The sequence below is a fragment of the Streptomyces sp. NPDC044921 genome, from assembly GCF_056432865.1.
Window position 1 is genome coordinate 169,289 of sequence record NZ_JBWKIF010000007.1, and the last position, 13,484, is coordinate 182,772.

General features: G+C 73.1%; 10 protein-coding genes. 1 reads left to right on the forward strand and 9 read right to left on the reverse strand.

Features of this window, described 5'->3' with window-relative positions; all coding sequences use genetic code 11:
- Positions 1-27: 27 nt before the first annotated feature.
- The 6 genes from efeB to AC07DA_RS13525 all read right to left on the reverse strand — a co-directional run bounded on the left by efeB (position 28) and on the right by AC07DA_RS13525 (position 6,309).
- On the reverse strand, positions 28-1,317 hold the full coding sequence (gene efeB, locus AC07DA_RS13500) for an iron uptake transporter deferrochelatase/peroxidase subunit (RefSeq protein WP_479127567.1): 1,290 nt from the start codon (positions 1,315-1,317) through the stop codon (positions 28-30).
- 6 nt (positions 1,318-1,323) lie between these two features.
- The gene (locus AC07DA_RS13505) at positions 1,324-3,369 is read right to left on the reverse strand and encodes a copper resistance CopC/CopD family protein (protein WP_479127569.1); all 2,046 of its coding nucleotides are present in this window, start codon (positions 3,367-3,369) and stop codon (positions 1,324-1,326) included.
- Positions 3,370-3,382: 13 nt separating this feature from the next.
- The gene (locus tag AC07DA_RS13510; protein WP_479127571.1) at positions 3,383-3,847 is read right to left on the reverse strand and encodes a copper chaperone PCu(A)C; all 465 of its coding nucleotides are present in this window, start codon (positions 3,845-3,847) and stop codon (positions 3,383-3,385) included.
- Positions 3,844-4,497 (reverse strand): SCO family protein, encoded by a 654-nt coding sequence (locus AC07DA_RS13515; protein ID WP_479127573.1) that lies wholly within the window; start codon positions 4,495-4,497, stop codon positions 3,844-3,846. Before AC07DA_RS13515 ends, AC07DA_RS13510 begins: the two co-directional genes overlap by 4 nt.
- 94 nt (positions 4,498-4,591) lie before the next feature.
- The gene (locus AC07DA_RS13520) at positions 4,592-5,335 is read right to left on the reverse strand and encodes a YcnI family copper-binding membrane protein (RefSeq protein ID WP_479127575.1); all 744 of its coding nucleotides are present in this window, start codon (positions 5,333-5,335) and stop codon (positions 4,592-4,594) included.
- 152 nt (positions 5,336-5,487) lie between these two features.
- Complete coding sequence (locus AC07DA_RS13525; protein WP_479127577.1) at positions 5,488-6,309, reverse strand: hypothetical protein; 822 nt, start codon at positions 6,307-6,309, stop codon at positions 5,488-5,490.
- A gap of 263 nt (positions 6,310-6,572) precedes the next feature.
- Here AC07DA_RS13525 and AC07DA_RS13530 point away from each other — a divergent pair, with 263 nt between their 5' ends.
- Positions 6,573-7,040, forward strand: coding sequence for an ATP-binding protein (locus AC07DA_RS13530; RefSeq protein ID WP_479127579.1), 468 nt, complete (start codon positions 6,573-6,575; stop codon positions 7,038-7,040).
- A 113-nt stretch (positions 7,041-7,153) separates the two neighbouring features.
- Here the strand turns inward: AC07DA_RS13530 and AC07DA_RS13535 are convergent, their stop codons facing one another.
- The 3 genes from AC07DA_RS13535 to AC07DA_RS13545 all read right to left on the reverse strand — a co-directional run bounded on the left by AC07DA_RS13535 (position 7,154) and on the right by AC07DA_RS13545 (position 13,336).
- Positions 7,154-10,147: a glycine--tRNA ligase gene (locus tag AC07DA_RS13535; protein WP_479127581.1), complete on the reverse strand. Its 2,994-nt coding sequence runs from the start codon at positions 10,145-10,147 to the stop codon at positions 7,154-7,156.
- Positions 10,148-10,284: 137 nt separating this feature from the next.
- Positions 10,285-11,748: an aminopeptidase P family protein gene (locus AC07DA_RS13540; RefSeq protein WP_479127583.1), complete on the reverse strand. Its 1,464-nt coding sequence runs from the start codon at positions 11,746-11,748 to the stop codon at positions 10,285-10,287.
- Between the two features lie 76 nt (positions 11,749-11,824).
- Positions 11,825-13,336, reverse strand: a complete 1,512-nt coding sequence (locus AC07DA_RS13545) for a PP2C family protein-serine/threonine phosphatase (protein ID WP_479127585.1) — start codon at positions 13,334-13,336, stop codon at positions 11,825-11,827.
- Positions 13,337-13,484: the final 148 nt, after the last annotated feature.

The following is a 13,484-nucleotide window of genomic DNA, read 5'->3' on the forward strand; positions in this document are numbered from 1 at the left end:
CCCGCATTCCCGCACACGGCCGCACGCTCACCCCTCCAGCAACCGCTGCCCCACGTACTCGCCCTCCGCCGCCCCGCCGGGCACCGCGAACAGCCCGCTCGACTCGTGCCGGATGAACGGCGACAGCGCGTCGCCCCGGTCGAGCTTGCGCTGCACCGGCACGAAGCCGCGCAGCGGATCGGCCTGCCAGCAGATGAACAGCAGGCCCGCGTCGGGCACCCCGTCGGGGTCGATGCCGTCGTGGAAGGAGAAGGGGCGGCGGAGCATCGCGGCACCACCGTTCTGGTCGGGCCGGGTGATGCGCGCGTGGGCGTTGATCGGGACGACGAGGTTGCCCTCGGCGTCCGTCTTCTCCAGGTCCATCTCCGTCGTCTCGGTGCCGCCGGACAGCGCCGCCCCGTCGGACTTGCGGCGCCCGATGACCTGCTCCTGCGCCTTGACGGAAAGCCTCTCCCAGTCGTCCAGGAGCATGCGGATCCGCCGGACGACGGCGTAGGAGCCGTTCGCCATCCAGGCCGGTTCGCCGTTCTCCGGGACGAAGATCCGCTCGTCGAAGTCGGGCTCGCCCGGCTTCGGGTTCCGGGTGCCGTCGATCTGGCCCATGAGGTTGCGGGCGGTCATGGGGTGGGTGGTCGCGCCGGGCGAGCGGTTGAAGCCGTTCATCTGCCACCGCACCCGGGCGGCCCCGCCCGCGTCCTTCTGGATCGCGCGCAGGGCGTGGAAGGCGACCAGGGCGTCGTTGGCGCCGATCTGGACCCACAGGTCGCCGTTGCTGCGGTTCTTGTCGAGGCGGTCGGAGGAGAACTCCGGCAGCGGGTCCAGCGCGACCGGCCGCTGCTTCTCCAGGCCCGTCCGGGAGAAGAAACTGTGCCCGAAGCCGAAGGTGAACGTCAGCGAGGAGGGGCCGGCGTCGCGGGCCACGTCGGTGTCGCCGTGGGCGCTGGGTTCCCCTGCCATCAGCCGTCGGGCCGTCTCCGACCAGCGGCGGAGCAGGGCGGCTGCCTCCTTGCGGCCGGCGCCCGCCGCCAGGTCGAAGGCGACGAGGTGACCGCGAGCCTGGAGGCCGTCGGTGATGCCGGGCTGATGTTTCCCGTGAAACATCGCCCGGTCGGTGCCGAGCGAGGTGAGGGGGACGGCCGCCTCGGAGGGTGCGGCGGCGTATCCCGCGGCGGCACCCGCCGTGCCGAGCACCAGCCCGGTGGCACCGGCGGTGCCGAGCAGCCGCCGCCGGGAGATGCCCTCGCGGGGGGCGGCCGCTTCGGTGTTCTCCGGGGCGGCCTCGGGGGTGCGGGCCTGGGGGATGGACTGGTCAGGCATGGTCGTTCAGCCGATCTGCGCGTTCTTGGTGACGGTCACCTCGTCGATCTCGGAGGTCCGCACGGTCACGTCGACCTGCCAGTCGCCGGCCATGGGGATCTGCACTCCGTTCGCCGACCAGTGTCCGGTAGCGAGGTGGTCGGGGACGACGGGCAGGGGCCCGATGTCCTTGGCCTTGAGGGTGAACTCGACCTTGACCTCCGGGATGTCGAAGGCACGGCCGTTGGGCCGCTCCACGTAGAGGTGCATCTCGTTGCCGCCCACGCGGGCGGGGTCGAGGTCGACGGTGACGACGCCCTTGCCGTCCCGGCCGCCGGTGTCGAAGGGCATGTTCAGGGTGAGCGCTCCGGAGGTCCCCGCGTCGGCGGAGGCGGAGGACGACGACGAGGCGGCCGCCTTGGCCTCCTGCTCCGTACGCCCCGGTTCGGTCTGTGTGAGCACGGTGGTGACGGCGAGCAGGACGACCGCGATGCCGGTCTCCGCCAGCACCGAGCGGCGCAGCCCGAAGCGGTGGGGATCGGCGTCCCGCAGCCGCTTCTGCCGGGCGGCTTCCCGGGCGGCCCGCTGCCGGGCGAGCTGGGCGGCGCGCTCGGCGTCGGCGGGTGCGGCGGCGGACTCCTCGGTACGGGGACCTTCGGCACGGGACCCCTCGGCAGGAGGTTCCTCATCGGTGCCGGTGCCGGTGCCGGTGCCGGTGCCGCTGCCGGTGCGGGCCCCCGTGCCGGCGCGGGAGTCGCCGTCCCCGTCGGTGTCGGTGTCGGTGTCACCGGAGGCGCCCGCCCCGGCCCGCACCTTCTCCCGCTCCGCCGCGGCCGGAGCCGCCTGCGCCAGCCGGCCGGTCCACCGGCGCGAGATCCACGCGACGCCGACGAGGACGCCGACGAGGACGATCTTCGCCAGGAGGAGCTGCCCGTAGCGGGTGTCGGTGAAGGCCGACCAGGAGCCGAGCTGGCGCCACGACTGGTACGTCCCGGTCGCGATCAGCGCGAGCACGCTGCCGAAGGCGATCCGGGAGAAGCGGTGGACGGCCGGCGCGTCGACGGGCGCGTCGGCGGGTGCCCGGTACAGGGCGACCAGGAGCGCGCCGAGGCCGCCGAGCCAGGCGGCGACGGCCAGCAGGTGGAGGACGTCGACCGGCATGGCGATGCCCGCCTGGAGCCCGACCGAGGCGTGCTCGGACATGGCCCAGCTCGCGGCGAGACCCGCGGCCACGACGACGCCGCCGATGGCGAGCCCGAAGGTCAGGTCCCGCTTCTCCTCGGCGTCCTCACGCTTGTCGTACGCCCCGAACAGCACGGCGATGAACAGCGCGGCGGCGGCGAGCAGCAGCAGCCGGGACACCAGGGCCGCGCCGGTCTTGGTCTGCAGCACCTGCCCCAGCAGGGACAGGTCGAAGATGTCGGAGACCTTCCCGGAGCCGGTGAAGGAACCGCGCAGCAGGAGCAGGGCGAGGGTCGCGGCGGTGAGCGCCAGCCACCCGGAGACGACGAACCGCTGCACCGGCCGCACCCCGCAGCCGCGCGGCCAGCAGGCGAGCACGAAGGCGGCGCCGCCGGCCATCACGATGAACCCGGCGTACGACACGTAGCGCCCGAAGCCGTACAGCCAGCCGACGACCCCGTCGTCGGTCCCCTGCCCCGACACCGCCACGGTCGTCTTGGAGGGGGCGCCGATGGAGAAGGTGTAGGCCCCGGCGACGGGGTGGCTGTCCGCCGAGACGACCTGGTAGGCCACCGTGTAGGTGCCGTCGGACAGGTCCGGGTTCAGGCGCACGGCGTACGTCGTGCCGCCGACGTTGGACGGCCGGCCCGTGTCGACGCGCTTGCCGTCGGGGTCGAGCACGCGCAGCGAGTCGCCGGAGAGCGCGACCTGCTCGGAGAAGGTGAGCGAGATCCGGGACGGGGCCTGGTCGACCACCGCCCCCTGCGCGGGGTCGCTGCCGGTCACCGCGGCGTGCGCGGAGACCGGGCCGGCCCCGGCGAGCAGGGCGCAGACCGCGGCCAGGAGCAGCAGCACCAGGGTCCGGACGCGGGGGGCGATGGTCGGGGTCACAGGGGTCCCTCCGTCAGTGTCCGGTCGTCGGGGTGTAGGTCGCGGCCTTCACCGGCATCTTCACCTCGACGGGGTCGGAGTGGGCGAAGCGCAGCTCGACGGAGACGGTCTGGCCTTCCCTCGGCTTGCGCTTGAGCTGCTCGAACATCAGGTGGTCGCCGCCGGTCCTGAGCACCAGGCGCCCGTGGGCGGGGATCTTCAGGCCCTCGACCTCCCGCATGGCTCCGCCGGTGGTCTCGTGCACGGAGACCCGGCCGGCGATGTCGCTGCTGACCGAGGTCAGCTCGTCGGCGGCACCGCCCTTGTTGGTGATGGTGAGGAAGCCGGCCGCCATCTCCTCGGAGACCGGCTGCGGCATGTACGCGGAGCCGACCGAGAGATCCGCCCCCTCGTCCGGGCCGCCGTCGCTGTCCGAGCAGCCCGCGAGGGCCAGCGCCCCCGCTATGACGAGGGCCGCCGGGCCGAGCCGCCGCCTCACGGGTTCTCCCCCTTGACGATCTTGGGCAGGTCCTTGGTGTAGTCCTGGACGGTGGCGTCCTCGCCGTAGAGCACGTAACCGCCGTCGGTCTTCGGTGAGAAGGCGATGACCTGGGTGCCGTGCTCGGAGACGACCTTGCCGTTCTTGTCCTTGCGCGGCGGGTCGATGGAGATGCCGAGGGTGCGGGCGCCGGCCTGGACGGTGGCGAAGTCGCCGGTGAGGCCCACGAACCGGGAGTCGATGCCCTTGAGCCACTTGCCGAGCTCGGCCGGGGTGTCGCGTTCGGGGTCGGTGGTGACGAACACCACGCGCAGGTCGTCCTGTGCGGCCTTGGGCAGCTGCTTGGCGGCGACGGCGATGTTGTTCATCGTCAGCGGGCAGACGTCGGGGCAGTGCGTGTAGCCGAAGTAGATCAGCGTCGGCTTGCCCGCGGTCTGCTCGCGGAGGTCGTACGTCTTGCCCTGCGTGTCGGTGAGGACCAGGTCGGGCTTCTCGAAGGGCTTGTCGAGGACCGTGGCGGCCTGGTCGGAGCCGGACTCCTCCGACACCACGGCGACGGGCTTGTCGCTGTCGTCGCCGCTGCCGCAGGCGGTCAGGGTCAGGGAGGCGGCGGCGAGCAGTGCGGCCGCGGCGAAGGTCTTGGTGCGCATAGAAAAATGTCCCAGATGTCGGTGGCGCGGCGCGCGCCGGGGTGCCCCGTGGGCCGGGGCGTGCCCACGGCGCGCGCCGTGCGGGGAAGCGGCGTCAGGCGTTGCTGCGCCGACGCCCGGCGAGCACGCCGTAGGCGACGCCCGCCGCGCCGACGACGATGCCGACGATGCCCAGCACGCGGGCGGTGGTGTCCGTGCCGCCGGAGGAGTCGGAGTCGTCCGCGGCGGTCTCGGCGGAGGCCTTCTCGGCCGACTCGGCGTCGTCGTCCTCACCGGCCGCCGCGTCGTGGTGCCCGTCCTCGGAGGCCGCGGACAGCTCCAGCACGGGGGCCGGGTTGTCGGGCTCCTCCTGGCCCTCCTGCGGCACCTCGATCCAGCGGACGACCTCCTTGTTGGAGTACGTCTGCAGGGCCTTGAAGACCAGCTGGTCGGTGTCCTCGGGCAGCTGGCCGACGGAGAGCGGGAACTTCTCGAAGTAGCCGGGCTCGATGCCCTTGCCGTCGGCGGTCCAGGTGACCTTGGAGACCGCCTCGGTGATCTTCTCGCCGTGCATCTCCAGCGGCTTGTCCAGCTTGGACTTGGTGACCTCGATCTTCCAGCCGGGCATCGGCTCCGGCATGACGGAGGCCAGGGGGTGGTCGGTCGGGAAGGTGACCTCGAGCTTGGTGGTGGAGGCGTCGTCGCGCTCGTTGGGCACCTTGAAGTCGACGACCGCGTAGCCGCCCTTGGCGGCCGTGCCCTCGGGCTGCACGGTGACGTGCGCGAAGGCGGGGGCGGACAGGGCGAGGACGGTGAGACCGGCGGCGGCACCGGCCGCGGCGATACGGGAAGCCTTCATGGAAGGAAGCACTCCGCTGTGAGTCGGGATGAGGAAGGGGGATCGCGCACACGCGCGTGCCGCACGACGGCGGCCCCCCTCCGGGGCGTCCGGGAGCCTGCGGCTCGAAGAGCCGGTGGTCCGGGACGGCGGAGCGTGGTGGTCGCGTCGCGTCAGGCGGCGAGGGCGAGTGCGGCTGCGGAAGCGGACGCCGCGGGCGGGCCGCGGCGGATCACCGTGTGCTGGAGTGCGGTGGTGCGGGGCATCGGGGGCTCGGGCCGCGCGGCGTGCCCCGGGCGCGGACCCGCCTCGGGTGCTCCGGGGAGCCCGGCGCGCAGGGCGCGGACCAGCGCGAGCGCGGCCCGCAGCGAGCGCATGAGCGCCCCTTCGGCGACGCCCTGCGCCGACAGTTCGGTCAGGCGCAGCACCGCCAGGTCACCGCGGCGCAGCAGCCAGCCGGCGGCGAGCGCCGCGAGGACGTGTCCCAGCAGCATCGGCAGGGACGGCCACAGGGAGACCGCCGCCCCGGACACGGTGTCCGAGGCCAGGTGTGCGTGCGTCCCCGCGGGCGGCTGGACCCGGGCGTCGGTGAGGATCCTGTGGGCCTGCGCCGGGCTGATGGCCGCCGCCGTCGTGCCGCACACGAACCGCGCGGCCTGCTCGACCAGAGCGGCGTCGCTCGGGCCGGTCGGCCCCGGTGCGGTGGTGGCGGCCGTGCCGTGCTGGCCCAGACCGAACAGCGTGTGCAGTACGGTCTGGCCGACCGCGAGGAGGGCGGCGATGCCCGGCAGCGTGCGGGAGCGCCCGGCGAGCGGGACGGCGACCGCGGCCACGCCGAGGAATCCGGCGCCCAGCGTCCACAGCGGGACGCCGTCGCAGGAGGCCAGTGTGTGACCTGCCCCGGCCAGCACGACGCAGACCGCGGCGAACACCGCGGCCCGCAGGATCCGGAGCGTGGCTCCGGAGCGCGTCGTGGGCATGTGGGGGGCAAGCATGGCGGGCTCATCATCGCACTGGCCCCGCGGGTCCCGTGCGGCAGGTCCACAAGATGCCGTACGACCGGAACGTCACGCTGGTCCGGCGCGCCCCGGATGCGCCGGTCCCCGCTCCCCGCTACGCCGACGTACGCCCCCACATACACCGATCAGGACCAGCGCGCATCCACCGTATGGGCGGTATCACGTCAACTCCACGCTTACACGCGGGGGCTGAGGGCAATACGTAACGGTATGTCGAGCCGCGGCCAGGAGGCTGGAGCATGAGCATCTGGTGGTCACTCCATCTGCGGCGCGAGGCCGCGAGCGTGCCGCTCGCCCGCCGCCTGCTGATCGGCACGATGGAGACCGCGGGCGTGGACCCCGACATCTCCTACGACCTCTCCGTCGCCCTCAGCGAAGCCTGTGCGAACGCCGTGGAGCACGGTGGGGACACGGGGCACGGCGGCCCCGGTTCGGAGGCCTACCGGGTCACCGCCTACCTCGACGGCGAGAAGTGCCGTATCGAGGTCGCCGACGCCGGCCCGGGGTTCCCCGCGGCCCCCGCCGGCCGACCCCGTCCCGCGATCCGTCCGGCGCACACCGACGCCGAGAACGGCAGGGGCCTGTGCCTCATCGAGGAGCTCGCCGACCACGTCCACATCGGCAACAAGCCGGGCCGGGGCGGAGCCGTGGTGAGCTTCGACAAGGTCCTCAAGTGGCGCGAGGACGCTCCGCTGATGGCGGTCTGACATGAGGGAGGGCCTGAGAGGGCCTGAGAGGGGTAGGACACTGCCTGCCCCGGAGGCGGTGTTTCACGTGAAACACCGCCCGTGAAGCAGAGGCCTCACCGCCCGGGTTCGCCCTACAGCGCCCCCCAGTCCAGCGTCGTCCGCGCCAGCCGGGCCACCTCCGTCAGCAGCGCCAGCCGGGCCGCGCGCAGTGCCGGATCCGGGTCCATCACCAGCACCTCGTCGAAGAACGCGCCGATCGCCTCGACCAGGGGCGCGGAGACTTCGATCAGAGCGCCGAGATCGTCCTCGCGGCCCTCCAGGGCCTGACGCACGGTGCGCACGCTCTCGGCGAGGCGCAGCTCGGCCGGCGCGGTCAGCAGGGACGGATCCGCCGCGTCGACGCCGCCCTCGGGCAGGATCCGCACCACTCGCTGGAACGCGGCGGCGAGCGCCTCGAACGCCTCGCTGCCCACGTGCCGCTCCAGCGTGGCGAGCGTCCGGTCGCCGTGCGCGGGCCGGTCGGCCCACACCAGCACGGCCTGCACCAGCCGGTGCTCGTGCCCGGCGTCCGTGAGCTGCTGCTCGTACCGCCGGGTGATCAGTTCGGCGGCCTCGGCGACCCGGTCGGCGGGCACCGCCACCCCCTGCGCGGCGTACCGCACGGCCGCGGCGCGCAGTCCGTCACCCACCCGGATCCCGGCCACGGCCGGCACACTGCGCAACACGTTGAGCAGCCCGATCGCGGCCCGGCGCACCCCGTAGGGATCGGAGCTCCCGGTCGGCGCCGCCCCGATCACGAACATGCCCGTCACCAGGTCGAACCGGTCGGCGAGCGAAAGCACGGCACCCGCGTCCCCGGCGGGCAGGGCTCCCCCGGCGGAGCGCGGCATCTCCATCTCGGCCAGGGCCCGGGCGACCTCGGGGGACTCTCCGGCCCGGCGGGCGTACTCCTCGGCCATCACCCCGGCGAGACCCGAGAACTCGATCACCATCTGCGAGGCCAGGTCGAACTTGGCCAGCGCGCCGGCCCGCCGCACGACCTCCACCGTCTCCTCCGGAAGCCCGGCGCGTCCGGCCAGGTCCAGGGCGAGGGAGCCGAGCCGCCCGGCGCGGTCGGCGACCGTGCCGAGCCGGTCCTCGAAGGTCAGCTTGTCCAGCCGGCGGCGGAACTCCTCCGGCGCCACCTTCAGATCCGCCCGCCAGAAGAACGCGGCGTCCTCGTACCGGGCCCGCAGCACCGCCTCGTTGCCCGCGCGCACCACGTCGTCGTCGCACAGGGCGTTGGCGAAGGTGACGAAGTACGGCATGAGGCGGTCGCCGTCCAGCACGGGCAGGTAGCGCTGGTGCTTGCGCATCACGGTGGTCAGGACGCTGGCGGGCAGTTCGAGATAGCGCTCGTCGAACGACCCCCGCACGGCGTAGGGGAACTCCAGGATGTCGGTGATCTCGTCGATCAGCCCGGCCTGGCCCTCCACGTCGATCCGCCCGCCCACCTCGGCCGCCGCCTCCACGGCCCCGCGCACGACCGCCCCGCGCCGCGCCTCCCGGTCCAGCAGGATGCCGTGCATGTGCAGGAAGTGCGGATAGCCCTCGGCGGAGGTCACCCGTACCTCCGGGTAGGGCGCCTGCCGCTGCACCCGCGTCGTGTCGCCCGAGGAGAGCGAGGAGACCACCACGGGCAGGGGGGTACGCCCCAGCAGCGCCAGCAGCCAGCGCACCGGGCGCGAGAACGACAGACCCGGGTCGCTCCACCGCATGTTTCGCCCGGCGCGCAGCCCGGACACCACCTCGGCCAGCAGGTCGCTGAGCACCTCGACGGCCGGCCGCCCGGACTCGTGCCGGGTGAGCGCCACGTACTCGGTCCCGTTGGCCTCCACGACGCGTACGTCGGACGGCTCGGCGCCCTGACTGCGGGCGAAGCCCAGCAGCGCGGGCGTGGGGGCGCCGTCCTTGTAGGCGGCGGCGACCTTGGGGCCGCGCACGGTCCGCACGGTGTCCCGCTCGCGCGGCTGCACGCCGTCGACGGTGATCACGATCCGGCGCGGCGTGGCCATCACGGTGATCGCCCCGTGTCCCAGCCGTGTCTCGGCGAGCTTGGCGGTGACGGACGCGCGCACCGCCTCGGTGGTGGCGACGACCTCGGCGTAGGGCAGTTCCTCCACGCCGATCTCGAACAGCAGCGTCTCGACGCCGGGCACCTTCGGCAGCGGGGCCCGTACGGCCGGGGCGGGCGCGGGCGCCACCCCGAGCGGGTGCTCCAGCGCCGCCCGCCGCCGCTCCCACAGCTTGGCCGACTCGTGGGTCAGGCCGCGCATCAGCGCGAACGCCTTGGCCCGCTCGGTGGTGCTGATCGCGCCGCGCGCGTCGAGCACGTTGAAGGTGTGGCTGCACTTGAGCACGTACAGGTACGCCGGTACGGGCAGCTCCAGGTCCAGCAGCCGCCGCGCCTCGGCCGCGTACGCGTCGAACAGCCGCTGGTTGGTGCCGAGGTCGGCGTCGTCGAGGTAGTACCGGCTCATCTCGTACTCGTTCTGGCCGAACACCTCGCCGTAGGTGATGCCCGGCGCGTACGCGATGTCCTTGAAGTGGGACACGCCCTGGAGGTTCATCAGGATGCGTTCCAGGCCGTACGTGATCTCCACCGACACCGGGTCCAGCGCGACACCGCCGACCTGCTGGAAGTAGGTGAACTGGGTGATCTCCATGCCGTCCAGCCAGACCTCCCAGCCCAGCCCCCAGGCGCCGAGCGCGGGGGAGGCCCAGTTGTCCTCGACGAACCGCACGTCGTGCGCGTTCAGGTCGACGCCCAGCGCCCGGAGGCTGCCGAGGTACAGCTCCTGCGGGTTGCCCGGGTCGGGCTTGAGGATCACCTGGAACTGGGTGTGGGTCTGCAGCCGGTTGGGGTTCTCGCCGTAGCGGGAGTCGTCCGGCCGCACGCTGGGCTCCACGTAGGCGACGCTCCACGGCTCCGGACCGAGCACCCGCAGGGCCGTGGCCGGGTTGGCCGTACCGGCTCCGACCTCGGTGTTCAGCGGCTGCGTGATCATGCAGCCGTTGTCGCTCCAGTACTTCTGCAGGGTGAGGATGGCGTCCTGCATGGTCAGCGCCGTCTGAACGTTCTTCATGGTGATCGCGCCCGTTCCCCGAGTCGGCCCGGCAAGGTCGGCCATGATCTCACACGTCAACGTGCGCTGACCTGCTGGTTTTTGAGCGGCCGGGGGCGCGGGCGCCCTGTTGCCGGACGCCCGCGCACCCACGGGACTCAGCCCTTGAGCGCGGCCATCCACGCCTCGACCTCGTCGGAGCGCCGCGGCAGCGCGGCGCTGAGGTTCCGGTTGCCGTCCTCCGTCACGAGGATGTCGTCCTCGATCCGCACGCCGATCCCCCGGTACTCCTCGGGCACCGTCAGATCGTCGGCCTGGAAGTACAGCCCCGGCTCCACCGTCAGGCACATGCCCGGCTCCAGGACACCGTCGACGTACGTCTCGGTCCGCGCGGCGGCGCAGTCGTGCACGTCCATGCCCAGCATGTGACCCGTGCCGTGCAGCGTCCACCGCCGCTGCAGCCCCAGCTCCAGCACCCGCTCGACCGGGCCCTCGACGAGCCCCCACTCCACGAGCTTCTCGGCCAGCACCCGCTGTGCCGCGTCGTGGAAGTCCCGGTACTTCGCGCCGGGCTTCACCGCCGCGATCCCGGCTTCCTGGGCCTCGTACACCGCGTCGTAGATCTTGCGCTGGATCTCGCTGAACCGGCCGTTGACCGGCAGGGTGCGCGTGACGTCGGCCGTGTAGTACGTGTGCGTCTCCACGCCCGCGTCGAGCAGCAGCAGATCGCCCGGGCGGACGGGGCCGTCGTTGCGCACCCAGTGCAGCGTGCACGCGTGCGGGCCGGCGGCGGCGATCGTGCCGTAGCCGACGTCGTTGCCCTCGACGCGGGCGCGCAGGAAGAACGTGCCCTCGATGTAGCGCTCGGAGGTCGCCTGGGCCTTGTCGAGGACCTTCACGACGTCCTCGAAGCCGCGCACGGTCGAGTCGACCGCCTTCTGCAGCTCGCCGATCTCGAAGGAGTCCTTGACCAGGCGTGCCTCGGAGAGGAAGACCCGCAGCTCCTCGTCGCGCTCGGCGGTGACCTTGTCGGTCAGGGCGGCCTCGATGCCGGCGTCGTGGCCGCGCACGACCCGGACCGGGCCGGTGGCCTCGCGCAGCTTCCCGGGCAGCTCGCGCACGTCGGAGGCGGGGATGCCGTAGAGCTTCTCGGCCTCGGTGAGGGAGTGCCGGCGCCCGACCCACAGCTCGCCCTGGCCGTCGAGCCAGAACTCGCCGTTGTCGCGGTCGGAGCGCGGCAGGAGGTAGATCGTCGCCTCGTGGCCCTCGCCCTTGGGCTCCAGGACCAGGACGCCGTCCTCGGTCTGGTTGCCCGTGAGCCAGGCGTACTCGACGGACGCGCGGAAGGGGTACTCGGTGTCGTTCGAGCGGGTCTTGAGGTTGCCCGCGGGGATCACCAGGCGCTCGCCCGGGAAGCGCGCGGACAGCGCGGCCCGGCGGGCGGCGGTCTCCGCGGCCTGGGGGATGGGCTCGAGGTCGCGCAGCTCGGTGTCGGCCCAGCCGCTCTTCATGTTCTCGGCCAGCTCGTCGGACACGCCGGGGTACAGTCCGTTCTTCCGCTGCTTGATCGGCTCTTCGCTCTCGTCCGGGGTCGCCGGTGTGAGCTCCTCGGCCACGGTCATCCTCCTCGATACGCCACTGGACCACCGTCCACTGTACGGCGGAGGGGAAGGGCGCCCGGGCCGGTGACGAGGAGCGTTACTCGAAGCGGGCCGCCAGCAGCACCACGTCCTCGGCGCCGTCCGCCGCGTCCAGCCCGTCCGGCAGCACGCTGCGCAGGACGTGGTCGGCGAGGGCGCCCGGGTCGCTCCGCAGTGCCCGCGGCACCCCGGCCGCGGCCGCGTGCAGCCGGGCGAAGGCCCGGTCCGTGGCCTCGCCGGTGCGGTGCAGCAGCCCGTCCGTGTAGAGCAGAACCGTCTCTCCGGGCTCGGCGAGGATCTCCACGCTGGGCGCCTCCCAGCAGGCGAGCATGCCGAGCGGGGCGGAGACGGAGGTCTCCACGAACTCCGTGCGGCGCTGCCCGATCAGCAGGGGCGGGCTGTGCCCGGCGCCGGCCAGCGTGATCTTGCGGGCGGCCGGTTCGCAGTAGCCGAACAGGGCGGTCGCCGAGCGGGCCGGCTCGGTCAGCCGCAGCAGCAGCTCCAGGTCGGACAGGACCGCGACCGGGTCCTCGCCCTCCATCACGGCGTAGGCGCGCAGGGACGCCCGCAGCCGGCCCATCGCGGCCACCGCGCTGGGGCCCGCCCCGGTGACGGAGCCGACGGCGAGGCCGAGGGCGGCGTCGGGCAGCGGCAGCGCGTCGTACCAGTCGCCGCCGCCGCGCGGGCCGGTGCGGTGCCGGGCGGCGAGCTGGACACCGGCCACCCGCGGCAGCCGGGAGGGCAGCAGCTCGTCGGCGATGGTCGCCATGGACGCGCGCGTGCGCTCCAGTTCGAGGAGCCGGGCGAGGTGCTCGGCGGCGTACCGGGCGTACAGGCCGGCGAGGTGCCCCTGGCGTTCGCTGGGCTCGGCGGGTTCGTCGTAGAGCCAGACGGCGGCGCCGAGGCGGCCGGTGGCCTCGGGGGTCAGGGGGAGGGCGTAGCTGGCGGCGTAGCCGAGGCGAGCCGCGACCTCGCGGTGCCGGGGGTCGAGCTTCTCCTCGGCGAAGAGGTCGGGTTCGGCGATCGCGTCCTCGCCGCCCGGCAGTCCGTCGAGGATCCGTCCGTGGGACAGGGCGCTGCGCGGCACGGTCTCGATGTGGCCGAGGTCGGCGCGGGCCAGGCCCAGGCCGACGGTGGTGTCCGGGCCGAGGCCGTCGCCCGGTTCCAGGACGACCAGGCCGCGGCGCGCGCCGACGAGGGCGGCACCGGCGCGCAGCATCTCGTTCAGCGCCTCCTCCAGTGCGGTCGTGCGGGCGAGGCGTTCGGTCAGCTCGTGCAGTGTGGTGAGGTCGGACACCCAGCCGGCGAGACGGTCCTGGAGCACGGCGCCGGGTGGGGCGGGAGGGTTTGCCGGGGCGGCCGGGGAGGTACCCGCGACGGGCGGGACAGTGTGTGCGGGGGCCGGAACCGTTGGATCGATTCCAGCCACTTTCGCTGGGTGCGGGGCGTTCATGGCGTCCGGCCTTCCGACCGGCGCGTACTGCTCAAAAGCATCGCAAACCCCCATGTCATTCTGCGCCGCCAGCAGTGTCTCCACATGTACACGCACTCGTGAGGAGATGTCCAGCATTGTCCTGCCGGGATTCCTGGTGTCCGTGAGGTTCGAGAGAACAACTTGCCTTCCTCTTGCGTAAATGCAAAGTTGGCTTAAAACTGCCGCAGGGGACGGCTTATTGCGGTCGACTGGGCTTGCTCGACGGAGCGTCACAACGGTCGTG

Excerpts from the sequence above, each read along its gene's own strand:
- efeB (WP_479127567.1), bottom strand. The coding sequence starts at position 1,317 with ATGCCTGACCAGTCCATCCCCCAGGCCCGCACCCCCGAGGCCGCCCCG.
- AC07DA_RS13515 (WP_479127573.1), bottom strand. The coding sequence starts at position 4,497 with ATGCGCACCAAGACCTTCGCCGCGGCCGCACTGCTCGCCGCCGCCTCC.
- AC07DA_RS13520 (WP_479127575.1), bottom strand. The coding sequence starts at position 5,335 with ATGAAGGCTTCCCGTATCGCCGCGGCCGGTGCCGCCGCCGGTCTCACC.
- AC07DA_RS13525 (WP_479127577.1), bottom strand. The coding sequence starts at position 6,309 with ATGCTTGCCCCCCACATGCCCACGACGCGCTCCGGAGCCACGCTCCGG.
- AC07DA_RS13530 (WP_479127579.1), top strand. The coding sequence starts at position 6,573 with ATGAGCATCTGGTGGTCACTCCATCTGCGGCGCGAGGCCGCGAGCGTG.
- AC07DA_RS13535 (WP_479127581.1), bottom strand. The coding sequence starts at position 10,147 with ATGAAGAACGTTCAGACGGCGCTGACCATGCAGGACGCCATCCTCACC.
- AC07DA_RS13540 (WP_479127583.1), bottom strand. The coding sequence starts at position 11,748 with ATGACCGTGGCCGAGGAGCTCACACCGGCGACCCCGGACGAGAGCGAA.
- AC07DA_RS13545 (WP_479127585.1), bottom strand. The coding sequence starts at position 13,336 with ATGCTGGACATCTCCTCACGAGTGCGTGTACATGTGGAGACACTGCTG.